The sequence below is a fragment of the Brevibacterium sp. S22 genome (assembly GCF_004745485.1).
In the GTDB taxonomy this organism is placed as follows: Bacteria; Actinomycetota; Actinomycetes; order Actinomycetales; family Brevibacteriaceae; genus Brevibacterium.
Map to the genome: position 1 here is coordinate 1 of NZ_RHFG01000002.1, position 25343 is coordinate 25343.

23 protein-coding genes are annotated in these 25343 nt (G+C 64.9%); 11 read left to right on the forward strand and 12 right to left on the reverse strand.

Translation table 11 applies throughout. From position 1 onward, the window contains the following. Positions 1-21 precede the first annotated feature (21 nt). Both EB835_RS02310 and EB835_RS02315 read right to left on the reverse strand, forming a co-directional pair. Positions 22-732, reverse strand: a complete 711-nt coding sequence (locus EB835_RS02310; protein WP_135807881.1) for a zinc-binding dehydrogenase — start codon at positions 730-732, stop codon at positions 22-24. Continuing rightward, a complete protein-coding gene (locus EB835_RS02315) occupies positions 692-1039 on the reverse strand; it encodes an alcohol dehydrogenase catalytic domain-containing protein (RefSeq protein ID WP_135807882.1) in 348 nt (115 codons plus the stop codon). The genes EB835_RS02310 and EB835_RS02315 overlap by 41 nt, the downstream gene beginning before the upstream one ends. Positions 1040-1084: 45 nt before the next feature. Between EB835_RS02315 and EB835_RS02320 the strand changes: the two genes are divergently transcribed. Genes EB835_RS02320 through EB835_RS02345 form a run of 6 tightly spaced genes read left to right on the forward strand, consistent with a single transcriptional unit; the run spans position 1085 to position 6920 of the window. Continuing rightward, a complete protein-coding gene (locus EB835_RS02320; protein WP_135807883.1) occupies positions 1085-1807 on the forward strand; it encodes a TetR/AcrR family transcriptional regulator in 723 nt (240 codons plus the stop codon). Positions 1808-1857: 50 nt separating this feature from the next. After that, on the forward strand, positions 1858-2796 hold the full coding sequence (locus EB835_RS02325) for an ABC transporter permease (RefSeq protein WP_135807884.1): 939 nt from the start codon (positions 1858-1860) through the stop codon (positions 2794-2796). 11 nt (positions 2797-2807) lie between these two features. Further along, complete coding sequence (locus tag EB835_RS02330) at positions 2808-3737, forward strand: ABC transporter permease (protein WP_168216607.1); 930 nt, start codon at positions 2808-2810, stop codon at positions 3735-3737. 2 nt (positions 3738-3739) lie between these two features. Then, positions 3740-4555 (forward strand): ABC transporter ATP-binding protein, encoded by an 816-nt coding sequence (locus EB835_RS02335; RefSeq protein WP_135807886.1) that lies wholly within the window; start codon positions 3740-3742, stop codon positions 4553-4555. After that, entirely contained in the window at positions 4552-5379 is an 828-nt protein-coding gene (locus EB835_RS02340) for an ABC transporter ATP-binding protein (protein WP_135807887.1), read from the forward strand. The genes EB835_RS02335 and EB835_RS02340 overlap by 4 nt, the downstream gene beginning before the upstream one ends. Beyond that, a complete protein-coding gene (locus tag EB835_RS02345; protein ID WP_135807888.1) occupies positions 5379-6920 on the forward strand; it encodes an ABC transporter substrate-binding protein in 1542 nt (513 codons plus the stop codon). The genes EB835_RS02340 and EB835_RS02345 overlap by 1 nt, the downstream gene beginning before the upstream one ends. Here EB835_RS02345 and EB835_RS02350 read toward each other — a convergent pair. The 3 genes from EB835_RS02350 to EB835_RS02360 form a co-directional block, all read right to left on the reverse strand. Continuing rightward, complete coding sequence (locus EB835_RS02350) at positions 6910-8232, reverse strand: MFS transporter (protein ID WP_168216608.1); 1323 nt, start codon at positions 8230-8232, stop codon at positions 6910-6912. The genes EB835_RS02345 and EB835_RS02350 overlap by 11 nt on opposite strands. A 104-nt stretch (positions 8233-8336) precedes the next feature. After that, complete coding sequence (locus tag EB835_RS02355; RefSeq protein ID WP_240688504.1) at positions 8337-9266, reverse strand: NADP-dependent oxidoreductase; 930 nt, start codon at positions 9264-9266, stop codon at positions 8337-8339. Continuing rightward, the gene (locus EB835_RS02360) at positions 9263-9895 is read right to left on the reverse strand and encodes a DsbA family oxidoreductase (protein ID WP_135807890.1); all 633 of its coding nucleotides are present in this window, start codon (positions 9893-9895) and stop codon (positions 9263-9265) included. The genes EB835_RS02355 and EB835_RS02360 overlap by 4 nt, the downstream gene beginning before the upstream one ends. 80 nt (positions 9896-9975) lie before the next feature. Here EB835_RS02360 and soxR point away from each other — a divergent pair, with 80 nt between their 5' ends. After that, the gene (soxR, locus tag EB835_RS02365; RefSeq protein WP_135807891.1) at positions 9976-10440 is read left to right on the forward strand and encodes a redox-sensitive transcriptional activator SoxR; all 465 of its coding nucleotides are present in this window, start codon (positions 9976-9978) and stop codon (positions 10438-10440) included. 46 nt (positions 10441-10486) lie between these two features. Here the strand turns inward: soxR and EB835_RS02370 are convergent, their stop codons facing one another. Further along, complete coding sequence (locus EB835_RS02370) at positions 10487-11752, reverse strand: FAD-binding oxidoreductase (protein ID WP_135807892.1); 1266 nt, start codon at positions 11750-11752, stop codon at positions 10487-10489. Then, a complete protein-coding gene (locus tag EB835_RS02375) occupies positions 11749-13101 on the reverse strand; it encodes an SRPBCC family protein (protein ID WP_205749840.1) in 1353 nt (450 codons plus the stop codon). The genes EB835_RS02370 and EB835_RS02375 overlap by 4 nt, the downstream gene beginning before the upstream one ends. A 152-nt stretch (positions 13102-13253) precedes the next feature. Between EB835_RS02375 and EB835_RS02380 the strand changes: the two genes are divergently transcribed. Beyond that, positions 13254-14180: a LysR family transcriptional regulator gene (locus EB835_RS02380; RefSeq protein ID WP_135807893.1), complete on the forward strand. Its 927-nt coding sequence runs from the start codon at positions 13254-13256 to the stop codon at positions 14178-14180. On the opposite strand, the gene EB835_RS02385 is transcribed toward EB835_RS02380, so the two are convergent. Next, the gene (locus tag EB835_RS02385) at positions 14116-14493 is read right to left on the reverse strand and encodes a hypothetical protein (RefSeq protein ID WP_135807894.1); all 378 of its coding nucleotides are present in this window, start codon (positions 14491-14493) and stop codon (positions 14116-14118) included. The genes EB835_RS02380 and EB835_RS02385 overlap by 65 nt on opposite strands. 145 nt (positions 14494-14638) lie before the next feature. On the opposite strand from EB835_RS02385, the gene EB835_RS02390 reads away from it, so the two are divergent. After that, entirely contained in the window at positions 14639-16048 is a 1410-nt protein-coding gene (locus tag EB835_RS02390) for an APC family permease (protein ID WP_135807895.1), read from the forward strand. 70 nt (positions 16049-16118) lie between these two features. On the opposite strand, the gene EB835_RS20510 is transcribed toward EB835_RS02390, so the two are convergent. Next, positions 16119-17087, reverse strand: a complete 969-nt coding sequence (locus EB835_RS20510) for a hypothetical protein (RefSeq protein WP_240688505.1) — start codon at positions 17085-17087, stop codon at positions 16119-16121. A 173-nt stretch (positions 17088-17260) separates the two neighbouring features. Between EB835_RS20510 and EB835_RS02400 the strand changes: the two genes are divergently transcribed. Continuing rightward, complete coding sequence (locus EB835_RS02400) at positions 17261-20524, forward strand: zinc ribbon domain-containing protein (RefSeq protein ID WP_240688506.1); 3264 nt, start codon at positions 17261-17263, stop codon at positions 20522-20524. Between the two features lie 60 nt (positions 20525-20584). Here EB835_RS02400 and EB835_RS02405 read toward each other — a convergent pair whose 3' ends face one another. Together EB835_RS02405 and EB835_RS02410 are read right to left on the reverse strand one after the other, a co-directional pair. Then, the gene (locus EB835_RS02405) at positions 20585-21940 is read right to left on the reverse strand and encodes a D-serine ammonia-lyase (RefSeq protein WP_135807896.1); all 1356 of its coding nucleotides are present in this window, start codon (positions 21938-21940) and stop codon (positions 20585-20587) included. A 28-nt stretch (positions 21941-21968) separates the two neighbouring features. Further along, complete coding sequence (locus EB835_RS02410; protein ID WP_168216609.1) at positions 21969-22934, reverse strand: ABC transporter substrate-binding protein; 966 nt, start codon at positions 22932-22934, stop codon at positions 21969-21971. Between the two features lie 343 nt (positions 22935-23277). Between EB835_RS02410 and EB835_RS02415 the strand changes: the two genes are divergently transcribed. After that, positions 23278-24288, forward strand: coding sequence for a siderophore-interacting protein (locus EB835_RS02415; RefSeq protein WP_135807898.1), 1011 nt, complete (start codon positions 23278-23280; stop codon positions 24286-24288). Positions 24289-24362: 74 nt separating this feature from the next. Here the strand turns inward: EB835_RS02415 and EB835_RS02420 are convergent, their stop codons facing one another. After that, positions 24363-25307, reverse strand: coding sequence for a DMT family transporter (locus tag EB835_RS02420; protein ID WP_135807899.1), 945 nt, complete (start codon positions 25305-25307; stop codon positions 24363-24365). Positions 25308-25343: the final 36 nt, after the last annotated feature.

The following is a 25343-nucleotide window of genomic DNA, read 5'->3' on the forward strand; positions in this document are numbered from 1 at the left end:
GCCTTCTCTACGGGACGGGATTCAGTGTCGAAGATGGCAACGGGATCCAGAAGGGTTGGGGCGGCAGATCCCGGTGAGGACCAGTGCCGACACGCCCTGCCCATACACACAATTTGGCCTATAACCCACCTCGGCGAGGGGGTACCGGTCTCCGATGTGGACCCTGAGGTCTCCGCGGCGGATCCAGTCGAAGATCTCGTCCGTGCGTGAGCGCAGCTCTGCCGGAGTACGCACATGGTCGACGACGGTCGGGCGGGTGAGGAAGAGGGAGCCGGAAGCGCTCAGGGTGTTGACGTCGACGGCTGGGACGGGACCGCTGGCGTTGCCTACGACGACGATCGTGCCTCGGGTGCGCAGGGCCTTCAGGTCTCCGTCGAATGTCGTCGCTCCGACGCCGTCGTAGATCACGGATGCTCCTCGACCGTCCGTGACCTCGAGTACACCATCAACGAAGTCGTCGTAGCCGAAGACGTGTGCGGCACCGTTGGCGCGGGCGATCTCGGCCTTCTGTTCCGTCGAGGTCGTGCCGATTACGGTGGCTCCCTTGAGCGCGGCGATCTGCGTGATCATCTGCCCGAGTCCTCCTGCCGCGGCGTGGATGACCACGATGTCGCCGGATGCGACCGGGAAGGTGTCCGTGGTCAGGTAGTGGGCGGTGATGCCCTGCATGAGGGCGGCAACAGCGGTCTCGTCATCGATGTCGTCCGGCAGCGGCACTAGCCTTGTCGGCATCGACGAGCACAGTCGCTGAGAAGCTTCCCTGGCCTCCGGTCATCCACCCAACGCGATCGCCGACGGAGAAGCCGTCGACTCCATTCCCCACAGCAGTGACCGCACCGACCCCTTCGACACCGGGTGCGAACGGCGCTGTGACCGGTGTTCCTCCCCTGCGCTGGACAACGTCGAGGAAATTCACCCCGGCCTTGCTCAGAGCGACCTGCAGTTGGCCCTCGGACGGCGCAGCGGATGCGCTGGAGTCATCAGCGGTGACCACATATTTTTCGGGGCCCCCGGGTTCGTTGACGATGATCGATGTCATTGCTGCCTCCTCGAAGTCGAGATCGATGCGGACTATAGTCCGGATATGGATGAGATTACCGGACCGCAGTCCGCTTATGGAAGAGGGAACGAGAAGGCTCTCCCCTTGGTCCCCTCTCAGGCGCCTCTGCGCGCCGATGCGCAGAGAAATCGGCAGAAGGTCCTCGATGCGGCCGCTGACATCCTCGCCGCACAAGGAGTGGACGGGCTGACGATGGACGAACTCGCTCGGAGTGCCGGAGTCGGCAAAGGAACTCTCTACCGCAATTTCACCGACAAGGCGGGGATCGCCTCCGCCTTGCTCGATGACCGCGTCAGGGACATGCACGCCAGAATGCTGCAGGGGCCGCCCCCGCTGGGGCCCGGCACCTCGGGACGCGAGCGCCTCCGAGCATTCGTCGCCGCCTACCTCGACCACATCGCGCGCAATCTCGACCTCGTGCTCCTCACCGAAAGCAGCTCCCCGAAAGGACGCTTCGACCGACAGAGCTACCCCTTCTGGCGGCGCCACGTGGAGATCCTCATCACCGACATCTGGACGAATGGGACTCCCGAGCCGGCAGACGCGAATTCGCCGGAGCCCGATCTGATCCGGACCCGCGCCGAGGCGATCCTGTCAGTTCTGTCCGCCGCGCAGATCGATCAGTGGCTCCACAGGCAGGGCCGCGCACTCGACGAGCTGATCCCTCAGCTTCAGACGATCGTCACCGCGATCGCCTCACGGCAGGGACCGACACGCCGACTCCTGCATCACTGCGACAACATATAGTGCGAATAGACTGACAGGTGTAATCCTGGTCACACTGCGAAGGGGTGGGTGTGGGCAAGTACATCCTCCGGCGTGTGCTGCTGATGATTCCGATCGTCCTCGGTGTCGCCACGCTGTCCTTCATCCTCATGAAGCTTGCCCCCGGCGATCCCGCCGCCGCTTATCTGGGGGACAAAGCCACTCCGGAGAACGTTGCTCAGCTTCGTCAGGCCTGGGGCCTCGACGAACCGATGATCATCCAATATCTCCAGTTCCTCGCAGGTCTCCTCGTCGGTGACTTCGGGCAGTCATTCATCTTCCAGACCTCCGTGCTCGAGCTGCTGAAGCTGCGGATGCCGGCGACGCTGCTGCTCATGCTCATGTCCTTGGTCTTCGCTGTCGTCATCTCCGTACCGCTGTCACTGTGGGTGGCCGCGAAGAGATCGGCTGCCTCGGCGATCGTGTCCAGAGTCTTCGCCGCCACCGTCCAAGGCATGCCGGCATTCTTCGTCGGCACTTTGCTCATCCTCGTCCTCGGCGTGAACCTGGGAGTCTTCCCGGTCGGCGGCTACGGCAGCAGCTTCGGCGAGCACCTCTATTCCCTCGTCCTCCCCGGCCTCGCAGTCGCGCTGACGATCTGCCCCGTGCTCATCCGCAGCCTCACGGCGGCCCTGAACGATTCGATGTCGGCCGAGTACACGAACTTCGCCCTGTCGAAGGGGCTGAGCCGGAAGCGGACAGTCATCGACTATGCCTTCCGCAACGCCGGAATCACGGGCGTCTCGATCCTCGGCATCCAGGTCGGCCACCTCGTCGGCGGTGCCCTCGTCGTCGAGAACGTGTTCGCGATCCCCGGAGTCGGCTCACTCCTCATGGAGGCCGTCCTCGCCCGCGACTACGACGTCGTGCAGGCGCTGACCGTGATCTTCGGCGTGCTCGTCGTCCTCGTCTACCTGCTCACCGACGTCGTCTACAGCATCGTCGACCCACGAGTGCGGCTGGGGGCATGATGAGCGAACCGATGACGTCCCCCGCGACCGGTACCGGTGGGCCCAATGGCGGCAGACCACCTCGGACTCGCGGAGGCACTGCATCCCGGGCGACGCCGACCGCACGGTTCACGCTTCCCCTGCCCGCGTTCATGCGGCGGCACAACCTGCAGCTTTGGATCGGCGCGATCATTCTCGGTGCGATGGTGCTGCTGCTCGCCCTCGGTCCGCTCTTCGTCACCGACGACCCCAATCGGCAGGACCTGCTCAACACCTTCGCCCCGTCTTCGGTCGCGCACCCACTGGGCACCGATCAGCTCGGGCGAGATGTCCTCTCGCGCTTCCTCCACGGCGGTCGCGTCGACCTCATCGTCGCCGTCGTCGCCGTCATCGTGCCGTTCCTCCTCGGCACGGTCCTCGGTTCGCTGGCCGGATACTTCGGCCGCTGGGTCGACATCGTCATCATGCGCCTGGCCGATATCGTCTCGGCCTTCCCGTTCTACGTTCTCGTCATCGTGCTCGTCTTCGTCATGGGCAACGGCATGGGCAGCATCTTCGTCGCCATCAGCGCCGTATCCTGGGTGGCCTACGCCCGCATCGTCCGCGGCGAGGTGCTCGTCCTCAGGGAGCAGGAGTTCATCTCCGCCTGCCGCGCCTCGGGGCTGAGCACACCCCGGATCCTCACCCGACACATCATTCCGAACACCGTCAGCCAGGGCGTCATCTACGCGATGAGTGACATCGTTCTCAACATCGGCGTCGTCGTCACCCTCAGCTACTTCGGCATGGGCATCGTCCCACCCACCGCCGACTGGGGTCAGATGATGAATGACGGTCAGCAGTACATGGGCACCGGCAACTACGGCCTTATCCTGTGGCCGGGCTTCGCCGTCGTCATCGTGTCCTTCGCGCTGGCGCTCATCGGTGACGGGCTGACGAACACGCTGAAGCCGAAGAGGTGATCATGCCTATCCTCGAAGTGAACTCCCTCACCGTCGACATCGACGGAGAGGCCGGACGGCATCGGATCCTCGACGACGTGTCGATCAGCCTCGAGGCCGGCGAGCCGATGGGACTCGTCGGTGAATCGGGTTCGGGTAAGTCGATGACGCTGCGCAGCATTCTCGGCATGCTCCCGCCCGGTGCCTCCGTCGTCGACGGAGAGATCCGGTTCGACGGTCGCAACATCCTCAGCTCCGGATCAGGAGGGCGATTCGACCAGCGCATCCGCGGCACCGGCATCTCGATGGTGTTCCAGGAACCTGCCATCGCGCTCAACCCGGTGATGAAGGTCGGCCGTCAGATCACCGACGCCATCGCCGAGCACAGAGGACTGTCGAAGAAGCAGGCACACGACCTCGCCGTCGAACTCATGGACCGCGTCGGCATCACCGATCCCGACCGCAGAGCATCGAACTACCCGTTCCAGCTCTCCGGAGGGATGCGTCAGCGCGTGATGATCGCCGCCGCGCTGGCCCAGGAGCCGCAGGTTCTGCTCTGTGACGAGCCGACGACGGCGCTCGACGTGACGATTCAGGCGCAGGTGCTCGATCTCTTCCGCACCATGCAGCAGGACGAGGGCCTCGGTCTGCTCTATGTCACCCATGACCTCGCGGTCGTCGCTCAGCTGTGCTCGACGATCAGCGTGATGAAGGACGGACAGATCATCGAACACGGAGTGCTGCAGGAGGTCTTCGATGACCCCCAGGAGGAGTACACGCGTCGACTGCTGACAGCGACTCCGCGAATCGATGAGGACGTTGCCGAGGAAACGCGATGACCGAGACCGAGACTCAGCCATCAGCGGCGCCGGCACGAGGCCTTCGCGCGAAGAACGTCACTGTCACCTTCGGACGTGGTGACCGCGCCTTCACCGCGGTCGATTCCGCTGACCTGCTGGTCCGCCCCGGCGAGATCGTCGGACTCGTGGGCGAATCGGGCTCGGGAAAGTCGACGCTGTCCCGCGTCATCTGCGGACTCCAGCGTGAATATGATGGCAAGGTGAGCGTCGACGGCCGAGAGTTCGCGCAGAAGCGCACGAGCGCACAGTGGCGGATCGTACAGATGGTCTTCCAAGATCCCTTCGCCTCCCTCGACCCCCGTTACACGGTGCGGGCGACCCTCGCCGAGGTGATCCGCCACCACCGTCTCGCCTCCGGTGCCGCACTCCGTTCTCGGTGTCGCGAGCTCATGGAGATGGTACGGCTGCCCGAGGAGTTCCTCGACCGCACCCCGACCGCGATGTCGGGGGGACAGAGGCAGAGGGTGGCAATCGCCCGAGCGCTGGCCGTCGAGCCCAGCATCATCGTCGCCGATGAGGCCGTCTCCGCCCTCGACGTCAGTGTGCAGGCGGAGGTCGTCGCGCTCTTCGCTCGACTGCGCGAGGAACTCGACCTGTCGATCCTCTTCATCTCCCATGACCTGGCGGTCGTCAAGAAGCTGTGCGAGCGGATCTACGTCATCCACAACGGACGTCTCGTCGAAGAGAACTCCACCGAGGAGATCTTCACGTCCCCGCGCGACGACTACACGAAGACGCTGCTGAAGGCGATACCCACCTTCGACAGCGCCTACCTCGACCGGATCCGAAGAGGGGAAGGGTGATGGCCGCAAAATTCACTGCAGTGACTGCCGCACTCTGCGCCTGCCTCCTGGTCCTCGCCGGGTGCGGTTCGGGCGGAGAGAAGACCGCCCGGCCCGGCGGCGACCTCATCTTCGCCCGCGCCGCCGATGCCACTACTCTGCTGCCACCGACGACGACTCAGAATGAAGACATCTGGACGCTGCAGCAGGTCTACGAGACTCTCACGCTCAATAGGCCCGACGGATCCGGGGTCGAACCGGGTCTGGCAACCGATTGGGAGGAGTCGAAGGACAAGATGTCCTGGACCTTCCACCTGCGCGAGGGAGTGAAGTTCCACAGCGGCAAGACACTCGACGCCGACGACGTCGTCTTCTCCCTCAACTATGCGCGGGATCAGGAGGATGAGAACAATCTCTGGGCAGCCGAATTCGAACCGATCAAAGACGTGAAGAAGGTCGATGACCGCACGGTGCGCATTGACCTGAAGCAGCCGTGGGGTCCCCTGCCGAGCTATATGGCACTGTTCGCCGCATCGATCTACCCAGATGACTTCGGCGGACACGACGCCGACTACATGGCAGCACATGCAGACGGAACCGGACCGTTCAAGGTCGGCCGTTGGAACAAGGGCCAGAGCCTCGAACTGGTGAAGAACCCGGACTACTGGGACGAAGGAGTCCCGTCACTGGATTCCGTGACCTTCAACGTCGTCGCCGATGACAACACTCGTCGCCTGCAGCTGCAGGGCGGTCAGGCCGATATCAATCAGGAGCCTGCGCCGTTGAGCATGAGTCAGCTCTCGCGTTCTCAGGACATCAACGCCCAGGCATTCACCTCGACGAAGATCCTCTACTTCAACGTCAACAACAAGGAAAAGGGCCTCGACGATCCCAAGCTGCGACGCGCCCTGTCATACGCTGTCGACCGCAAGTCCATCGTCGATGTCGTGTACGCCGGCTATGCCGAGCCAGCGACCTCGTTCATCTCTCCCGGCCTTGCGGGTCACTCGGACGAGGTCGACAGCAGCCAGTTCGACATGGATAAAGCGAAACAGCTGGTCGAGGAGTCCGACCATCCTGACGGCATCGACATCACCATCCAGATCCCCTCGGGAGTCGCTGATCGCGAGCTGCTAGCACAGATCGCCCAACAGGCGTGGCAGGACATCGGGCTGACCGTCCACGTCCAGAAGCTCGACGATGCGACGCTGACGACGAACCGGACGAACGGTGACTTCCAAGTCCAGGTCAGCTATGCGACTTCCGACGTCTCCGACACCTCACAGATGATCAACTTCCTCGCCGTCACCGATGACTCGGGAGTCCGATCGGGCTATGCGAATCCCAATGTGGAGAAGTGGGCCGAGCAGGCCGTGGCCGAGGAGGACCCGGAGAAGCAGAACGAGCTGTACGCCCAGATCCAGCAGCAGGTCGCCGATGACGCACCGATCGTTCCCATCGCCTACCAGCGAGCGCTGTACGGGATGAGCAGGGACGTCGTCGACTTCGAGCCCTATGTCCTCGGCACCTACGGGCTGAAGGAGACGAAGCTCAAACACTGAGCCGGTTGGACCATGCGATCACGACCCCGACCAGCGCAAGTCCGGACATCACAAGGTAGCCGACGACGAAGCCCGAGCTGCCTGCGGACGAAGCCAGGACGATTCCGACCACGGCGAGCAAGGTGGTCGTGGTCATGCTCTCGGAGACCTGCAAGGATGAGCTGAATTCCCCGTGCCGCTTCTGATCCGTGATCCTCAGAGTCGCCGAGGCGATGCGCGGGTAGACAATCCCCATTCCCAGTCCCATGAGGACGCAGCCGATGACCACGCCGGCGAGAGGGAACAGCTCGGCGATATGGACGAGAACGGCTATCGGCCCGCATGCGACCAAGGGCGCGCTGGTCGCGAGCAGCAGTCCGTCGGTCGCCCCTCGGGAGTCGAATCTGCCCTGTGCCCATGAGCCGACCGCCCATCCTCCGGCACCACTGGCGACGACGAGACCAGCCGTCGTAGCTGAGTGGCCGTTGTGACTCTGGAGGAACAGCGTGAGGTGGACATCGCAGGCGGTCACCGTGGCGCCGAGGGCCCCTCGCAGCCCGATGAGCCGAGCAGCGGGGCCCCTGAGCCGCAGGGTTCCGGCCGGAAGAATGGCCCTGGCAGCGAGCACAAGGATCACACTGGCCAGCATAAGCGCAGCGACGGCGGCTCCCAGAGGGAGATGACTCGCAGAATGCAGAGCCAGGAGTGCCGCCGCGGCCACCACCGCCGAAAGAATTCGGCGGCGACCCCGCTGCGACACTGCACCGGAATGGGCCGGACCAGTCTCTGCTGTGACAATTTGTGGAGCGTCACCGCCTGACGTCGGAGAGACGGTGGTCGAAGTGAAGAGCGCGATGATCGCAGCCGCCGACCCGACGACCACGAACCAGAAGACCACGCGCCATGACGTCGCCTCAGCGAGGTAACCGGCGGCCAAGGGCCCGGCGAGCGACGGAACGAGCCAAGCAGCACTGAGCAGACCGAACATCCGCGGACGCAGGTCCTCCGGCAGCACACGAGCGATGAGCACATAGATGACAACGGAGTCGATGCCGCCGCCGAGACCTTGGACGAGACGGCCGAGCACGAACATCTGCGGATCGGTCGCCAACGCGCAGGCGACGATGCCCAGGACGAACAGAGTCCCGCCGAGGGCAAGCGGCCTCCGCACTCCATGGATGTCGATCCACGTTCCCGCGAGCACGTAGCCGACCAGTCCGGTGGTGATCGTTCCCGCGTAGGCAGCCGAATACCATGTCCGACCGTCCAGATCAGCCATCGCAACCGGCAGCACAGTCGTGACGGCGAAGGACTCGAAAGCGATGAGCGCCATGAGAGTGAGGGCACTCAATATGAACGGTGCCCTGTTCGTCGTCCACAGTGCGCCTCTTCGACTCACCGCACCGCGCCGCTTCCCCGGCCCGACTGAGGCCGATCTCATGGTTCGCCGATTCGCAGGGCGATCTTGCCTCGCCCGTGCCCGGTCTCGACGTCCCGATGCGCCTCCGCGGCTTCGTCCAATCGGAAGGTGCGCCGAATGTGGACTCTCAGTCGGCCGTCGGCAACGAGTCGAGCGAGATCGCCGAGGCGCTCGGCCGTCCTCCGACTGCGGACGATCCGACACCCCAGTTCGTCGGCCAGCGACATGTCCACGATCGTCGCGATGCGTGCTCTGTCGTCGACGAGGCCCACCGCCAGACGCAGATTCTCGTGACCGGCGGCATCGAACACGGCGTCGAAGCCGGCCACGACGTCCCTGAGCCGATCCATCTCGCCGGGACCATAGCTCACCGGGTGCGCCCCGAGAGCGCGCAGGTGATGGTGATTGACCTCCCCTGCGGTCCCGACAACCTCGGCTCCCGCGAGAACGGCCAGCTGGGTGAAGATCGTCCCCACCCCACCCGCGGCTCCGTGGACGAGTACGCGGTCACCCTGCGCGATCCCGAGATCCTCGAAGGCGGTCAGAGCGGTCTGTCCGGAAGCCGAGAGTGCCCCGGCCTCGTCCCAGGACAGCGCTTGCGGTTTGAGGATGATCTGGGAAGCAGGGACCGCGGCGTACTCCGCATAGGAACCGAGCATCGAATACCCGAGCACCTCGTCGCCGAGGTTCAAGTCCTCGACGTCGGACCCGAGTGCGACGACGATTCCGGAGAAGTCGTTGCCCGGGATCTGGGGGAAGACGATGCGGGCCCCCGGCGGAGTCCAGCCTGCCCGGATAGCGGCATCGGTCAGCTGCACTCCGGCGGAAATGATGCGGACGAGCACCTCGCCCCGTTCCGCAGAAGGGCGTTCCATCCGCCGAGTGCGCAGGACCTCAGCGGGCCCGAATTCGTCGAATGCCGCTGCCGTCATCAATGTCGCGTTCATCGTGATACCACCTTGCCGTCGAGGAATGCTGCGATGTCCTCGGCAGTCCGTGCCCCGGAGAGTGAATGGTCGCCGAGGAGGTAGGTCGGAACCGAGGGAAATCCTCGGCGGACCGCTTCGTCGTGATCGTCTCTTACCGCTTTGTCCAGTCGTGGGCTGTCGACGGCGGCTTCCACGTCCGATCTGTGCAGTCCCATCCGCCTGCCGAGTTCTGCGAGCACCTGCGGGGACGAGATGTCGAGGTTCTCGGTCAGATGTGCGGCGAAGACGATCTCCCAGGCGGCTTCAACGTTCAATGCGCGCCGCTTCGCAGCGTGGAGCAGTCGGTGCGCGGCTCGCGAGTCGACTCGCAGTGCGGTGTCGATCGAGATGTCGAGACCGACTTCTCTGCCGGCATCCCGAATCGTGGTCGAGAGTCGCGCCCACTGCTGTTCCGTCATCCCCCATTCGGATGTCGCCACCTCCGGCAGCGTCTGTCCAGTGGTCAGCGGTCCCTCCGGTTCGAGCAGGAAGCTTCGATGGCGGACGATCAGTCCTTCGCCGAGATGCGCCCTGGCCTCTTGCAGCCTGCGGTGCCCGATCCAGCACCAGGGGCATCGCACATCCGCCCACAGTCGTATGTCGATCATCGATTCGTCTCCTCTTCGTTCGGTTGGTCATGTACAGTCGACTACATGAAGTGAACTTGACGTCAAGGAGATCGTCGACGATGCCGCAGATCCATGAGGACGTGGTCTGGCTGAAGCCGGGACAGGTCGCCGAACGTGCGGGCATTGCGGTCTCGGCCCTACACTATTACGAGAGTCTGGGACTGATCCGAAGTCGGCGCACCGCCGGGAATCGACGAGAGTATCGCCGTGACACGCTCCGAGTCATCGCCTTCATTCGCGCATCCCAACGGGTCGGAATCGGGCTGGACAGGATCAAGGAGGCTCTCGACGAGTTGCCGGAAGAAGGCACTCCGACGAAGCGTGATTGGGCGCGGATCTCTCGGCGTTGGCATGATGATCTCACCGAGCGGATCGAACACCTCACTGCGCTGCGTGATACCTTTTCGAATTGCATCGGCTGCGGGTGCCTGTCCCTGAAGTCATGTCCCTACTCGAATCCCGATGACATCCTCGGCACCGATGGGCCAGGGGCACGGCGGCTTCGCGGATCCAAGAGGAGCTGATCGTCGCAGGTCGACTGCTGACTCGCTCAACTTGCCGCGAACCTGCTCACCGCTCGACAACGAGGTCAGTCAGGGGGGTCGAGCAGCAGGGCAAGAACTTTCCGGCGGCGATCTCCTTCGGCCGGATGCCTCCGGCATGCTTCATCTCGACCTCCCCGCTGATGAGCACGGACTTGCAGGTTCCACACGCCCCTTCCGAGCAGGATGAGGGCACCGACAGTCCGGCGTCCAAAGCGGAATCGAGGACGGTCGTGGACTCATCGCAGTCGACCACGCGCCCGGAGATCGCAAACTCGACGGCATGACTCACACCGGCGACGCCGGCTCCGGCAGCTTTGGCTCTCGCACCGGCTCTGGCCAAACGGTCGGCAGGTGAAGTGGCGAAGACGAACGATTCCTCATGCGTCCGAACCGACGGCACTCCCGCCTCGGCGAGGAGGGGACGCACTGCGTCCATATACGGACCTGGCCCACATACGAAGGTTTCGCGATCGGCGACGTCGGGGACCACCTCGGCGAGGGTGACCGTATCGATCCGACCACGCCGCCCCGTCCAGGTCTCCGACTCTCCGTCCCGGGAGCAGAGGATGGTGACGCTGACCCCGGCGACCTCAGCGAGCTGTTCGAGCTCGGCACGGAAGATGATGTCGGCCGGTGTGGCGGCGCTGTGGACGAACGCGATGTCCATGACCGGCCCGCCCTGCCTGGCCAGCAGGCTGCGGACCATCGCCATGATCGGAGTGATTCCCGATCCGGCCGAGAGGAACAGGTGGCGTTCGGCCGGGTGGAAGCTCGTGCTGAACAGTCCGTAGGGGCCGTCGACGTGGAGTCGATCGCCGACCCGGATCGAATCGTGCAGATAGGTCGAGACCGCTCCTCCAGGTACGCGCTTGACCGTGATTGTGAAGATGTTCGTGCCGAAGGGCGCCGAGGAGAACGAATAGCAGCGCTCGAGTCCGAGCTCGGGGATGCGCATCGTCACGTACTGGCCCGGTGCGAAGTCGACGGCGGACATCCACCCCGCCCGCAGCTCGAAGGTCTTCACGTCGTGGGTGACCTGAGTGATGCCGGTGACCTCGACGGGACCGGTGAGCAGTTCCGGGTCGAGCTGAAGTTCGGCGAACACGGGGTCAGCTGAAGCAGCGTGCACTCGGTCGACCGGTGCGGCGAGCGCGGACTCGACTGCCGCATCGACGACCGGCGGGGCGGCGGCCGCGAGTGCAAGTCGCCTGCCCCGAGTGGGCACTCGGAACGTCGCCTTGCCTACGGGAGTGGATGTTGCCTGGACGAATGTCGAATGGCGATACCTCATCGTCTCTCAACTCCTTCCAACTGCACGGTCCGCTGCTCACGATGAGCCTGGAGACGTTCGATATACCAGGTGACGAAGTCATCCACCTGCGATTCGGTCGGTGCGTAGGGTCCGGGCTCATACGCCGGCGACGAGATTCCCAGATGCCCGCGTTCGCAGAAGGTCGCGTCCTGTTCGTTCGTCTTGATCCACACCTTTGTCAGGTTGTCGAGGTCGTAGTCGACGCCTTCTTCCGCATCGGCGTGGACGAGCCAGGTTGTGCGCACGAGCGTCTTGTCCTCGGCCATCGGCAGCAGGCTGAACGTCACCACATGGTCGCCCATCGCGTGGAACCACATGTTGGGCTGAACGTGCAGCGAGGCCCGGCCCAGGACGAAGGTGTCGAGCTCGCCCAACAATTTCGCCGAGGCGGCCGATCCGTCCATCGTGTACGACTCACCCAATCCGTCGAGGGCGGCCCGTTCGATTCGGAACCCGGTGGGCCGTCCGCTCAGTTCCTCGACGAGGGCATAGGGCAGCCCGTTGCGGTCGGAGTTGGCATGCAGCTGATCTTCGGCGTCGAGGTAGCGCTGGTAGGCCGGCTGCAAACGCTTCGGAATCTCGTCAGGCTCGTAGCCGTAAGTCGGGAAGAACGTGCAGGTCAGCTCGGGGTGACCGGCTTCGCAGTGGTAGCACTCGCGGTTGTTCTCCATGACGAGCTTCCAGTTCGAGTCCTCGATGAGGTCACTCTGCGCGGCTACCTTCGTCCCGGCGATGTCATGCCCCGCCAAGTAGGGTTCGATGACCTCGGCCACCTCGTCGATGTCGTCCGGCGGGTTGGGGCTGAGGCAGATGAAGATCAGCCCGCCGATGACGCGCACGTTCACCGAGCGCAGCGAGAAGCAGGTCCGATCGAAACCGGGAGCTTGGACACCCGCGGAGATGAGCTCGCCCGAGGGGGTGTACGTCCACTGGTGGTAGCCGCACACGATATTGCCCACTGAACCGGACAGGTCGTTCAGCAGCCGAGTGCCCCGGTGGCGGCAGACATTGTGATGGGCGCGGATCTCCCCGTCGTCATCACGGATGACGATGACCGAGTAGGTGCCGATGTCGATTGTGAGGTAGTCACCGGCTTCGGGCACTTCCGCGCTTGAAGCGACGAAGATCCACGTCGAGGCGAAGATCGCCTCAACGTCGCGCGCGAAGAACTCCGGGCTGATGTAGAACGGTGCCGCCAACGAGTAGCCGGGTACGCGTTCGTCGATGAGCCGGTCGATGTCGGTTCTGCCGTGTCCGCCCGATCCTGCCGCCGTGGCCGCGCCGCTCACTCCGGAATCGGTTCTCTTCTGCTCTGGTGCCAGAGTCAATTCGTCCACCACCTCGTCGTGTCTCGGCCGCACCTGATGTCGGCCCCTTCGCCGACCGCGACCGTGGAGTTCGTGCTCCTGCCCCCAGTGTCCGCCAGAGGTTTGCTGAAGAAAAGCGAATCTTCTTCATCCGAAACGTGCAATACTATTGCATGATCGATCCGCGTCTCCACGTCCTTCGGGTCCTGGCCGAAGTCGGCACCCTCACCGAGGCGGCACACCGCCTCGGATACACTCCTTCGGCCGTCTCGCACCAGCTCAGAGGCTTGTCGAAGGATCTCGGTGTGCGCGTCGTCGAACCACGAGGCCGCGGCCTCGTCCTCACTCGCGCCGGTCAGCTCCTGCTCGAGCGATCGCAGGAGCTCTTCAACCGGTGGGAGGAGATCCGCGGTGAGCTCGACGGCCTCGGCTCCGGTCTCGATACCCACAGCAGGCGGCTGCGTCTGTGCGGGTTCTCCACTGCCGCGGCGGCTCTGCTGCCACCGACGGCTCTGACGGTGATGAAGCGGTTCCCCGGCGCCGATGTCACGATCATCGAAGCCGATCCCGAGGAGTGTTTCGACCTTCTCGTCTCCGACCATGCCGATGTCGCGGTCGTCGTGGCCACCGACCCGCTGCCGCCGCGCAGCGATCCTCGTTTCGAGCAGTCGGCTCTGTTCAGTGATCACCTCGATCTTTTGGTTCCTGTGGGGCATCGTCTCGCCGACAAATCGGCGGTGCCGTTGAGCGAAGCCGCCGAGGAGTCCTGGATCCTCGATCGGTCTGGTTCGCCGTACCACCGCCTGGTGCGCACTGCGTGTGCGGCGGCCGGCTTCCAACCGGAGCAGGCACACCAGTCACGCGAGTGGGAGACGGGGGCGTCGCTGGTCTCAGCGGGGCTCGGGGTCGCGCTCATTCCTCGTCTGGCACGCCTGCCTGACGGCTTCGATGTGGTGCGCGTGCCGCTGCGCGGTGATCCGGTGCCGTCACGGAAGATCCTCGCCGGCATCCGCCGCGGTTCGGGCGCACAGCCGATCATCGCCTCGGCGTTGGAGATCCTCCGGGAGGTTGCTGAATCTGCGGCCCGCCGAGAGGCCTGACCATCCAGACCTGCGGTCGCATTCTGCGTCGTTTTCTAGCGACGACGGTGGTGAGGACGATCCCCGCGATCAGCACCAGAACGGATGCGACGGCCACAACGAACCCGGTGGTGTAGAAGCCGGAGGCGAAATCGTCGAAGGCGTCCACGTTTCCGCCGCCCCCGAGGAGGAACAGGAACATAGGGATGACAAGAATGCACAATCCCACACCGAGCCCGAGGACTCCGGCGATCATCAGGAGGATTCCCGGAACCACGGACGGCTTCTTCTGGGGCACACCACCGGGGTGAACCATGTGCGGGCGCTGCGTCATCCGGGCCTCCTTCGTCTTCTCCGATCCTATCGGGGCGAGCACCAGCACCCTGCCTCGCGCGTAAAGTGGAGGGGCACACTCACCGATCGCACAGAGTCGGCTGTTCCCAGCCGATTCGGTCGCACCTCGAAGGACGGACACCACGATGGATGACCAGACTGCTGACGAACGGCCCGAACAGAGCAGCGCGGTCCCGACGCACGAGGACACGGCCGCCTCGGCGAAGGGTGGGAGCCTGCGAAGGACGATCGGCCTGAGCGAACTCGTGTTCTTCGGTCTCGTCTTCATCGGTCCGGCAGCCGCTGTCGGCGTGTTCGGGACTCTTGATGCCCGCTCAGGCGGTGCAGTGGCTCTGGTCTACATCGTTGCGACGATCGTCATGGCCTTCACCGCGGTCAGCTATATGCGCATGTCACGGGAGGTCCCACGCGCGGGCACGGTCTTCGCCTACGCCTCGGCGGGCATCGGGAAGACGGCCGGCTTCGTCGCCGGGTGGATGATCCTGCTCGACTATCTCTTCATCCCCTCGGTCGCCTATCTGTTCACCGGCATCGCTCTGAACTCGATCTTTCCGGCGCTGCCCGTCTGGGTGTTCGTGGCCGTGGCCGTCGTCCTCACCACCGGCCTCAACCTCGCCGGGGTCAAGATCGCCTCCCGCGTGATCACGGGAGTCGTCCTCGCCGAGTTGGCCGTCCTCGCCCTGGTCCTCATCGTCGGCATCGCCTACCTCGTCCAGAATGGGCCGACACGTGGGTGGATGACACCGCTGACCGGGGTCGATGCGTTCTCCGTGACCGCAGTGCTCGCGGCCGTGTCCGTGGCTGTGCTGTCGTATCTCGGCTTCGATTCGCTCGCGACGTTCTCCGAGGAGGCCAAGGGCGGGCCTCGCATCGTCGGCCGGGCCACGCTCATCTGTCTCGTGCTGGCCGGCGTCTTCTTCGTCGCCCAGACCTGGGTGGGCAGTCTGCTCTCGCCGCTGACGCCCGCCGATCTGCAGACCGATCCCTCCCTCGAGGGCGCCGCCTACTACAGCGCCGTCGATTCGACGCTGGGATCGTGGCTGCACTGGCTGCTCGCCTTGGCCAAGGCCGTCGGAGCGGCGTTCTCCGCGATGATCGGGCAGGCCGCCGGCTCCCGCATCCTCATGGACATGGGGCGGTCCCGGCAGGTCCCGTCCTTCCTCGCCGAGGTGGCCCCGAAGACCGGTGTTCCGTGGAAGGGGATCCTCGTGGCCGCGGGCGGCAATGTCGTCGTGGCCGGGTGGGCGGCGACCCGTGCCGATGGCCTCGATCAGCTGACCTCGATCGTCAATGTCGGGGCGCTGACGGCGTTCGTGTTCCTCCAGGCCTCTGTGGTCGGATACTTCCTTGTGAAGAAGCAGGGCAGCGAGGCTCCGAGCTGGTTCAACCACGGGCTGGTTCCCGTCGTCGGTGCGGGCCTCCTCATCGCAGTCTTCGTCAGCGCCAATCCCCTGGCGCTGGTCATCGGCAGCGTCTGGCTCGCCATCGGCATTGCGGTCTTCGCGGTCAACAACCGGCGCAAGCTCCGAGCTTGAGATCTCGATGTCCTGGCGAACCCACGGCTGCCGCCCCGGCGAGGGGGTCGTCAGTCCTGCAGTCGGGTGATCAGTCCTGCAGTCGGGTCGTTCCGTCGTGGCCGCCGGAGGTATTGAGCTGTTTGGCGTAGCAGCTGTCCGGGCCGAGTCCGTGCGATGAGCACCAGGACAGGGCATCGTCGGGGTCGTCATAGCCGATGCCGACGACGGTAACCCAGAAGTTGTCTTCCTTGAAGCTGCTGAAATCACCGGACCAGATGAGTTTCACGCGGGGAAACTCTTCGCGCAGTCCTTCGAACTCTTCGAGGATCGCTTCTTCGTCCCAGGTCTTTCCCTCGGCTTCGAGGCCCACTCTCTTCGAGCTCAGCTGAGGCACCCATTTGCCGTCGAGTTCACTCTTGGCCATCTGTCCGTCGGAGTCGGCAAGCTGCTCGAGTGCCTTCTTCGGGTCATCAGGAAGCGCAGATTCGGTATCGGTGGGTTCGGGGGATGTGCTGGCCGCAGCCGAACCGTCCTCACTGTCGGCGTTTGTCGGCTCATCGGTTGAGGCGACAGTGGCGGGGTCCTCGGAATCCTTGGAGAAGAGGGTCGCCGCACCCCATCCGATGCCCACGGCGAGGACGATGACGACCACGGCGAGGAGGGCGATCAGTCCGCCGCGCTTCTTCTGCGCCGGTGGCCCGGCCTGTTGGTACGGTCCCGGTCCATAGGCGAAGGGCTGCTGGTGCGCGGGCTGGCCGGACTGCGGCGGCATGCCTGCTTGGCCGCCGCCAGGATGGGCCTGAGCGCTCTGAGAATGAGGCGGGCCGCTCTGGTGCTGCTGGGGAGGCTGCCCGGCGCGGTGAGGCGGACCGCTCTGCGGGTGCGGGGTCTGGATATACGGGCGCTGCGGGGACTGAGCCGGCGGAGGCGGTGCGCCCCAGCCGTTGTCCGATTGAGGTCCCGGCTGCGATCCGGGCTGCGACGACCATTGGCTTCCCGACCGGTCGTTGACGTCCCATTCGTTCTCATCCCCGCGCCCGGGAGGGTTCGTACTCATCCGCAACTCCAGATCGATCACGCAGTGTTTCAGAAAAAGTCCCAATTGAGAACTTCTCTTGCATTAACAGCCTAATATAAGTTGTGAACTACACATGCTTGATCTGCTCAGTTGATTGTTTCGAGTTGAACTACATTGCGGAGCTGTCGGGCAACGGCACTTGAGGACTGGGTATGGACGACGAATCCGACGAGACGACACCGACCGCCGCCGAGGATCCGAAGGATCGCAGCGCCGAGGACTCCGTTGATCAGGCCACCGAAGTGGTGGAATCGGTCGACTCCGACGCCGAGGACTCGGAAGACACTGATTCCGCGGCCGACGATCAAACCGATTCCACCGAGGCGACTGCTCGCTGGGCACCGCCGGAAGACGGGATACCCGCAACCCCGCAGACGGTCGATCCCTATCAGCACGCAGCCGGGCCATACGCTCAAGGGCCCGGGTCCCATCCCCAAGGTTCCGGACCTGACCAACCAGGGCCCTTCCAGCCCACCCCCTCCCAACAGGGCGCCCACCCTCAGAGTTCGGGCCCCTACCACCACGGCGCCTACCCTCACAGCTCGGGGCCTCAGCAGCAGGGCCCCTATCAGCAGGGTCCGCATCAGCAGGGTCCGCATCAGCCGGATCCGTATCAACAGGGCCCCTACCAATCGGGTCCCGTGCCGTATCCCGCGCCACCGGGATACCCGGCAAACGCCCCGAAATCGAAGGTCGCCTCGGCACTGGCGAAGGGCGCCACGTGGAAAGCGGCCCTGATCCCGCCGGGGATCGCCCTCCTCGGCGGGATCATCGTCTCCATCGTCCTCACCGTCATCCTCACCTCGATGTCAGAATTCAGCTCCCTGACCGAGGAGACCGGCTTCAACCTCGACAGCCTCAGCTACGCTCTGCCGTTCATCCTCATGGCGCTGTCACTGTTCGGTTCGGCGGCGCTGCGTCTCGATATCAATGCCTCTGAGAGCTTCAACGCTCAGCTGAGCATCTTCACGACCGGAGCGCCCTTGGTGGTCACGATCGTCATCGTGGGTCTGCTGTGGTGGACGACGAAGATCAGCGAACGCCGCACCCCTGCGTCCAACCGGGTGTCCACGTGGATCCGCATCGGGGTCTCGACCCTGGCGATGACGCTCGTGCTCTTCCTCCTCCAGGTCATCTTCGCCGCCCGCTTCTCCTCCTTCGAAGAAGACGGTGCTCTCACCTTCTCTTATTCAGCGGTCACCGTCCGGTCGTTCTTCCTGCCCCTGCTCGTCATCCTCATCGCGAGCATCGCTGGTCGGGTCGCCGGGCACTTCAAAGGCACCGAAGCCATCGGCGCACCATTCCTGCGCTGGGCTGTCCCGCCGCTGTTGGTGACGTGGATCCACCTTGCCATCTGCGTCGTCGTGTTCTCGATCGTTGCGCTCTTCGTCCTGCCGCTGTCCGTCGAGATGCCGGGCCAGCTGGTGCCGCTGACGTTCATCAACATGGGTCTCATCCTCACTTCGCTGACCCACCTCGGTGGAATCAGCGCCACCGCCCAAGGCGACTTCGGCGTCTATTCGGACTCCTTCTCCGAAAGCCTCACCCTGTTCAGCCGCGACGCGCCCGGCCTGCTGTGGCTGGGACTGCTCGTCGTGGCGGTCGCGGTGCTGATCGCTGCGATCGTCGCCACCGTCACCCGGCGTCCGGCTTGGACCGTGGTCGAGCAGGACAAGCAGCAGTGGGCGAGCGCCTGGAAGCTGCCGGTGGCCTTCTGCCTCGTATGGGGTCTGCTGTCGCTGCTGGCCATTCCCGCGCACCTGTCGATGTCCGGATCCGCCGAGGCGGCCATGTACTTCGGCGGTTCCGGTGCAGCTCGTGCCGGGATCGGTCCTCTGGCCTGGACGTTCCTCATTTTCGCTGTCTGGGGTGGGGTCATCGAGGTGCTCTCGCGCACGCTCGGCCCACGGCTGGCTCTCACCTTCCCGTCCGTGGCTCGGATCGTCGCCGGACGGACCGTGCATCCGCACTGGGGGCCGTATCTGGGCATGAGCGAACCGCGTTTCGCCTTCGTCCATCCCGATCTGGCAAAGGCAGCCGCTCCGACACCGCCGCCGGTCGCTCCCGGACCCGGCGAAGTCGGACCACACGGGCCCGCTGGTCATCAGGGTCAGCCTGCATCTGCATCGCCGGAACCGTTCGGTTCCCAGGGCCGACCGCAAAGCCAACCGCAGGGCCTGCAGCAGTTCTCCGCCCCGGTCGGGCCGCCGCAGCATCCGAGCCAGCAGCCTTATTCCTACCCGCAGGGTTCCGCCGGGCAGCAGGCCCATTCGGTGCAGCAGGGCTCGGCCGGGCAGCAGGCCTACTCTGCTCCGCAGGGAATGTACCCCGCGCAGCCGAATGCAGGTCCGGCCACACCCTTCGACAAGAAGAAGACGACTCTCGTGTCGGTCGTCGCCGGTGGTGCCGTCCTCCTCCTCGTGGCCGCGCTCATCGTCGTCACCCAGGTCAATGGACACATGTTCGGACCCGAAGCGACAGTGGAGAAGTACTTCGCGGAGCTTTCCGACGGTGACGCCGAGGGCGCACTCAAGGTCGCCGATGTCGATGTTCCGCAGGAGTCACGGACCCTGCTGACGAACGACGTCCTCGGCGGATCCAAGTCCCTGCCCGACGATGTCACCGTCGAGGATGCCGAGGTCTCGGGCGACACGGCGAAGGTCGCGGTCACCTATGACGTCGGCGGATCCAAGGGCAACAGCACCCTGACCCTGCACAGGGCCGGGAAGAAGGCGCTGTTCTTCGACGACTGGGCGCTCAAGAGCCCGGATCTGCTCACCCTCACCGTCGACACTCCCGGCCTCAAGCAGGTCAAGGTCAACGGAATCGACGTCGACAGCGACGGATCGGCGCTGTCGCTGCCGGCCTTCCCCGGTCTCTACACGATCGATCTGGCTGAGAAGTCGGACCTCATCACGGCCGACGAGGTCGAGGTGCGAGCGTTCCTCGGTGATGACGCGGACATGGAGGGTGAGGACACGCCGCGGCTCTCCGCCCACCCCTCGGATGCGTTCCGCAGCGAGGTCGACAAGCAGGTCAAGACCCTCATCGACAGCTGTGCGAAGAAGACCGTCGCCCAGCCCGACGGGTGCCCGTTCGGCTCCTCGATGGCCGAAAGCTTCGATGCCACCGGCCTCACATGGTCGATCTCCTCGTATCCGACGGTGACCGTCGCCGATGACTCCATGGGCGCCGACCAGTATTCAGACCCCGCAGACGCGACCGGTCCGAACGGCGGACCCGCGTGGCTGATCTCCTCCGACACCTCCGGCGAGGCCCTCGTCACCGGCAGCTACGAGGGCTTCGACGATGATGAGCCCTTCGATGACACCGTCACCTTCGACCTCACCGGCACGGCTGAGATCGTCGACGGCAAGGTCGTCATCACTGTCACCGACGACCCCTGGGACTGGTGAGCAGCGCCGCGTGCCCCGGCCGTCACCGGGGCACGCGGCTCGGGTTCCGGAGCGTGAACCTCAGTCGACGAATATCGCCGAGGCGGCGCCGCCGATACTGCCCACCAGTCCTCGTCCTTCATCGACGTAGGCTTCCCGCTCTGCGTCGGGAACCATCGCCCCACCAGTGAGCCAGACCAGGTGGACGCCCGCCGACGCCTCAGCCGCTGCATCGCCCATCCGCCACGGAATGGTCAGTCCTGCGGTTGCCGAGGGTTCGACATCGATGCCTTCGGTCTCGTGAAGCACACCGACTCCGGCGCGGATCACCTCGTCGGGCACCGACGCGAAACCGGAGATCAGCGGCCCGATCGTCGGTCCGATGAATCGGGATGGGCGGGCGACTGCCAGCCCATCGGCGGCGGTGGCACCGGACAGCCCGATGTCCTGAACGGAGATATCGCTGTGCCGACCAGTCCGGACGCCGACGAACATCGCCGGTGCCTGGCTCGGTTCGACGAACACGCAGCGCACCGCGGCACCGAAGACTCGTTTGAGCCCGAAGGTCACTCCCCCGGGCCCGCCGCCGATTCCGCACGGCAGGTAGACGGTGAGCGGATTCTGCTCATCGATGGTCACCCCGGCGGCGTCGAACTGACGTCTGAGCCGCAGTGCGGCCACTGAGTATCCGGCGAAGAGACTCACCGAGTCCTCGTCGTCGACGAAGTGAGTGTTCTCGGCGGCCTCCGCTGAAGTCCGGCCGACTTCGACGGCCTCGACGAAGTCACCGGAGTGTTCGATGACGTCGACGCCGTGGTCGCGCAGCATCGTCTTCTTCCAGTCACGGGCGTCGGCGGACATATGCACCGAGGCGGCGAAGCCGAGGCGAGCGCCGAGGATCCCGATCGACAGCCCGAGATTGCCCGTCGAGCCGACGACGATCCGGTGGTTCGCCGCAATCTCACGGAACTGCGGGCTCGAGTAGGTGGCGGGATCATAAGCGTCGAGACCATGCTCGGCGGCGACCGCCTCGGCGAATTCGAGGACCTCGTGAAATCCTCCTCGCGCCTTGATCGACCCGCTCACCGGCAGGCTGTCGTCACGCTTGAGCCACAGCTGTCCGACCAGGTCCGATCCGAACAGACCGTCGAGGCGCCTCTGCGCCGCAGGAGCCGGGACCAGGGCCGATTCGATCATTCCGCCCGCAGCCTCGGGGAATTCCGCTGCAAGCGCGGCTGGGACGGTCGCCGTCTCCGGGAAGGTCTCAGCGAACCAGGGGGCGAAGCGGTCGAACCGGGCCGACGCGGAATCCATGATGTCCGCGAGGGCCGGGAGGGCCGCCTCGGCGAGGCTGGACCGCAGCCATGTGGTCGGTCGGCCCGCTGCCAGGGATCGGATGATCTCATCGGTGCTGAGTTCGTCAGAGAGTTCGGTCATGGACCGATCGTACCGGCGACCGTCGGGCTCACTTCTCGACGATCTCCTTCGCGCCATCGATGACATCAGCGAGTTCGCCGAGCCATTCGGCGTAGCCCTCGTAGGTGTAAGCGCGCTTATCGTCCCAGGTCCCGAGCTGTCCGGCCTTGACAGCGGGCAGGCTCGTGTACACCGGATTGTCTTCGTAGTCGGCGGACGCATCGTGTACGAGGAGGACGTCGGCGGGGTAGTCGGACATCTTCTCCCATGACACCTCCGCCCAGCTGGAGTCATCGCTGGACTCGGGGCCGACGAGGGTGATGCCGTCCTCGCTGAGCATGTCCGCGATCCCGGAGCTCTTCGAGGTGTAGTTCATCTCGGAGCTGAAGTTCGCCAGAAGCACGGTCAGCCGCCCCTTCTTCTTCGCGACGTCGCGCACGCGCTTGCGGGCGTCCTCGTAGGCCTTGCGCTGATCGGCGATCTCGCCTGTCTCGGTGTCCTTGCCGAGTGCCTTCGCGATGGCCGCGTACTGGGCGAACATCTGGTCGGGCGTCTGGTCGCCGAGCTTGACCGGAACGAATTCCACGAGTTCGGTGACTTGGTTCTTCACCTTGTCGTCCCACCAGGTCCACCCGTCGCCCTTCTCATTGCCGTAGGCGACGAGGATGTCCGGCTCGGCGACGGCGAGGGCTTCGATATCGAGTTCCATATCCGTTCCGACCACTTCGACGCCTGAGGAGTCGAAGGACTTGCCCGGCGATTCGTTCTGTCCGAAGCCGAAGACCGCGACCGGTGTGATCCCGTACTGAGCGAGACCGGCCGCTGAATAGAAGTCCGCGGCGATGCGTTCGGCGGACCTGTCGAGTTCGATCGTCAGCCCGCCATAGCCTTCGGGCGAATAGGAGAAGTTCCGTGTGGAGCCCGTGGCTGCGCCGTCCCCGCCGTCCTTGCCTGTACAGGCGACGAGGGCGAAAGGAGCGAGAACGGACAGGGCGAGGAGCTGACGACGATGCATCGAGAGCCTTTCGGTGGTCGAATGGTGGTGTCTTATGCGGATGGGGCTGTTTCGCGCCGGTGGGGTCGAGGCTGAGGGCTGAGCTGCGCCCGCGGGCTTTGCCGCAATCCTCTGCCCGGGCGGTGAAGTTGCTGGTGGCAGGGTCGGCGGTCGCGACGATCGCGGTTCGGATGTGAGCGATCTCAACACGTCCGCGATCACAGTAGCATTATTTGGAAAGGCTTGCCTTACTGATTTGGCGTAGAGTGTGGGTGGACGTTCAACGATCCCTCGACTGCTGCGCCTGAGTTCCACCGCTGGTCGTGGGACGAGCCCGAGGACCTCGGGTAGTGAAGGAGAAACTGTGTCACGAGCACCCATCGGCGGCTTCGAAGCCACGGTCATCGCCGTCGAGGACCTCAGCCCCTCGTTCCGCCGCATCACATTCGGCGGCCCCGGCCTGTCCGGCTTCGGCCCCAAGACGCACCCGCGCGATCTGCGCATCAAACTCATCATCCCCCCGGCTGGTGCCACCGCCCCCGAGTTCGACCTCCTCGGCTTCCTTGCCGAACAGGAGGAGGCCGGCGTCTCCTGGTACCAGGCCTGGCTGCAGGTCGACCCGGCCGTCCGTGGTGCGATGCGCACTTACACCGTGCGGGAGTGGCGCGATGACGAGCGCGAGCTCGTCGTCGACATGGTGATGCACACCGATGAGGCCGGGCATTCCGGTCCCGCCGCACAGTGGGCCGAAGCCGCCGAGGTCGGCCACTCACTCCATATCATCGGACCCGCCCGAGACTTCGACGGCCCGTACGGCGGCATCGAATTCGCGCCCGGTGATGCTCACCAGATCCTCCTCGCCGGCGATGAGACTGCAGTTCCCGCGATCGCCTCGATCCTCGATTCGATCAAGGACAGTCGGGCCCGAGGCAAGGCCGTTCTCGAGGTCCCGAGCGCCGAGGACATCATCGACATGACTGCTCCCGCCGGTTTCGAGATCGAGTGGCTGCCGCGCGGCAAGGCCGATTTCGGACAGCTGCTCGAACCCGCTGTCCGTGAGGCGGTGCGCTCTGAGACCCGGATCCCTGCTCAGGTGGGGGCCGGTGCTGCCGGCGGTCCGGATGGTCCGGTGGGCGAACTCGACGATGTCAACATCGACGAGGAGATCCTCTGGGATGTTCCCGCGGCCCTCACGGAGGCGGCTCAGGGCAGTTCGAGTGCGACGGAGAAGGACGACCGTCCTTTCTATGCCTGGATCGCCGGAGAGGCCGGACCGGTCAAGCGCCTGCGCCGGTACCTTGTTCAGGAGGTCGGGGTCGATCGCAAGCAGATCGCCTTCATGGGCTACTGGCGACAGGGCAAGGCCGAGGGCTGAGTCCAGCAGGGCCCGAGCCCTGACACCGCCAGCGCTCAGCCACCTCGAGGCTTCCGGCTGGACCCGATCTCAGCTCAGCGCCGTCGCAGTGAACGGATGATCTGCGGTCCGATCGCACAGCCGGCACCGGCGAGGCAGAGGACTCCGCCTGCCGCCGCCAACGGCGGCGGCACCTCGGCGAGCAGAAGCCACGCGAGAACGACGACGATCGCCGGAACCAGCAGGCTCGACGAACTGAGCAGACCGGCCGGCAGCACGCGGATGGCGTAGCCCCACAGGTTGAAGGCGATCGCGGTCGGCACCACTCCCAGATAGATCACCTGCAGAGTGATCGACAGGGGTGCGACCGTGATGTCGCCGATGAGGTTCGGGGTGAAGATCAGGCAGGCGAGGGTTCCGGCGAGGATTCCCGCCCACGTCACCGTCACGGAATCCTCGTGCGAGAGGAAGTGCTTCTGAACGAGCACGCACCCGGCGTAGAGGAGTGCAGCCGCAACGCTGAGCACCAGTCCGGCCATCGTGAAGACGCCGGTGAAGCTGGCGGCGGTGATCATCCCGATGCCGGCCAGCGAGATGAGAACACCGATGATCAGTCGCTTCGGCAGTCCCTCGCCGAGGACGAGGCCCGCGAACACCGCGACGATGAGCGGGGCGATATTGACGATCATCGAGGCGGTGCCGGCGTCCATGGAATGTTCGGCGGCGTTGAGCACGACGACATAGGCGCCGAACCACGCCACACCCCAGAGGATGACGATCAGCCATACCCGCTTCGATCGCGGGAACCGAGGACGACGGAAGAGCATCCAGAGCGAGAGGACCACGGCGGCGGACAGGCTGCGCAGGAGTGCCATCGCACCCGGGCCGAAGTGGGGTGCGGCATCTCGGATGACGACGAACGATGAGGCCCAGAAGACCATGGTCAGCAGTGCCGCCGCCCACGGGAGTGCGGAGATGCGGCTGCGGCCGGCATCGGTCCGCTGCACCGGTGAGGTTTCCAGGTCGGGGTTCGTTCTCATAACAGTGATTATTGTGCGCACAACCGTATAAGAAAA

Coding starts and splice junctions, on each gene's coding strand:
- EB835_RS02310 (WP_135807881.1), bottom strand. CDS start 732: ATGCCGACAAGGCTAGTGCCGCTGCCGGACGACATCGATGACGAGACC.
- EB835_RS02315 (WP_135807882.1), bottom strand. CDS start 1,039: ATGACATCGATCATCGTCAACGAACCCGGGGGCCCCGAAAAATATGTG.
- EB835_RS02320 (WP_135807883.1), top strand. CDS start 1,085: ATGGATGAGATTACCGGACCGCAGTCCGCTTATGGAAGAGGGAACGAG.
- EB835_RS02330 (WP_168216607.1), top strand. CDS start 2,808: ATGACGTCCCCCGCGACCGGTACCGGTGGGCCCAATGGCGGCAGACCA.
- EB835_RS02335 (WP_135807886.1), top strand. CDS start 3,740: ATGCCTATCCTCGAAGTGAACTCCCTCACCGTCGACATCGACGGAGAG.
- EB835_RS02340 (WP_135807887.1), top strand. CDS start 4,552: ATGACCGAGACCGAGACTCAGCCATCAGCGGCGCCGGCACGAGGCCTT.
- EB835_RS02345 (WP_135807888.1), top strand. CDS start 5,379: ATGGCCGCAAAATTCACTGCAGTGACTGCCGCACTCTGCGCCTGCCTC.
- EB835_RS02350 (WP_168216608.1), bottom strand. CDS start 8,232: ATGGCGCTCATCGCTTTCGAGTCCTTCGCCGTCACGACTGTGCTGCCG.
- EB835_RS02355 (WP_240688504.1), bottom strand. CDS start 9,266: ATGAACGCGACATTGATGACGGCAGCGGCATTCGACGAATTCGGGCCC.
- EB835_RS02360 (WP_135807890.1), bottom strand. CDS start 9,895: ATGATCGACATACGACTGTGGGCGGATGTGCGATGCCCCTGGTGCTGG.
- soxR (WP_135807891.1), top strand. CDS start 9,976: ATGCCGCAGATCCATGAGGACGTGGTCTGGCTGAAGCCGGGACAGGTC.
- EB835_RS02370 (WP_135807892.1), bottom strand. CDS start 11,752: ATGAGGTATCGCCATTCGACATTCGTCCAGGCAACATCCACTCCCGTA.
- EB835_RS02380 (WP_135807893.1), top strand. CDS start 13,254: ATGATCGATCCGCGTCTCCACGTCCTTCGGGTCCTGGCCGAAGTCGGC.
- EB835_RS02385 (WP_135807894.1), bottom strand. CDS start 14,493: ATGACGCAGCGCCCGCACATGGTTCACCCCGGTGGTGTGCCCCAGAAG.
- EB835_RS02390 (WP_135807895.1), top strand. CDS start 14,639: ATGGATGACCAGACTGCTGACGAACGGCCCGAACAGAGCAGCGCGGTC.
- EB835_RS20510 (WP_240688505.1), bottom strand. CDS start 17,087: ATGAGTACGAACCCTCCCGGGCGCGGGGATGAGAACGAATGGGACGTC.
- EB835_RS02400 (WP_240688506.1), top strand. CDS start 17,261: ATGGACGACGAATCCGACGAGACGACACCGACCGCCGCCGAGGATCCG.
- EB835_RS02405 (WP_135807896.1), bottom strand. CDS start 21,940: ATGACCGAACTCTCTGACGAACTCAGCACCGATGAGATCATCCGATCC.
- EB835_RS02410 (WP_168216609.1), bottom strand. CDS start 22,934: ATGCATCGTCGTCAGCTCCTCGCCCTGTCCGTTCTCGCTCCTTTCGCC.
- EB835_RS02420 (WP_135807899.1), bottom strand. CDS start 25,307: ATGAGAACGAACCCCGACCTGGAAACCTCACCGGTGCAGCGGACCGAT.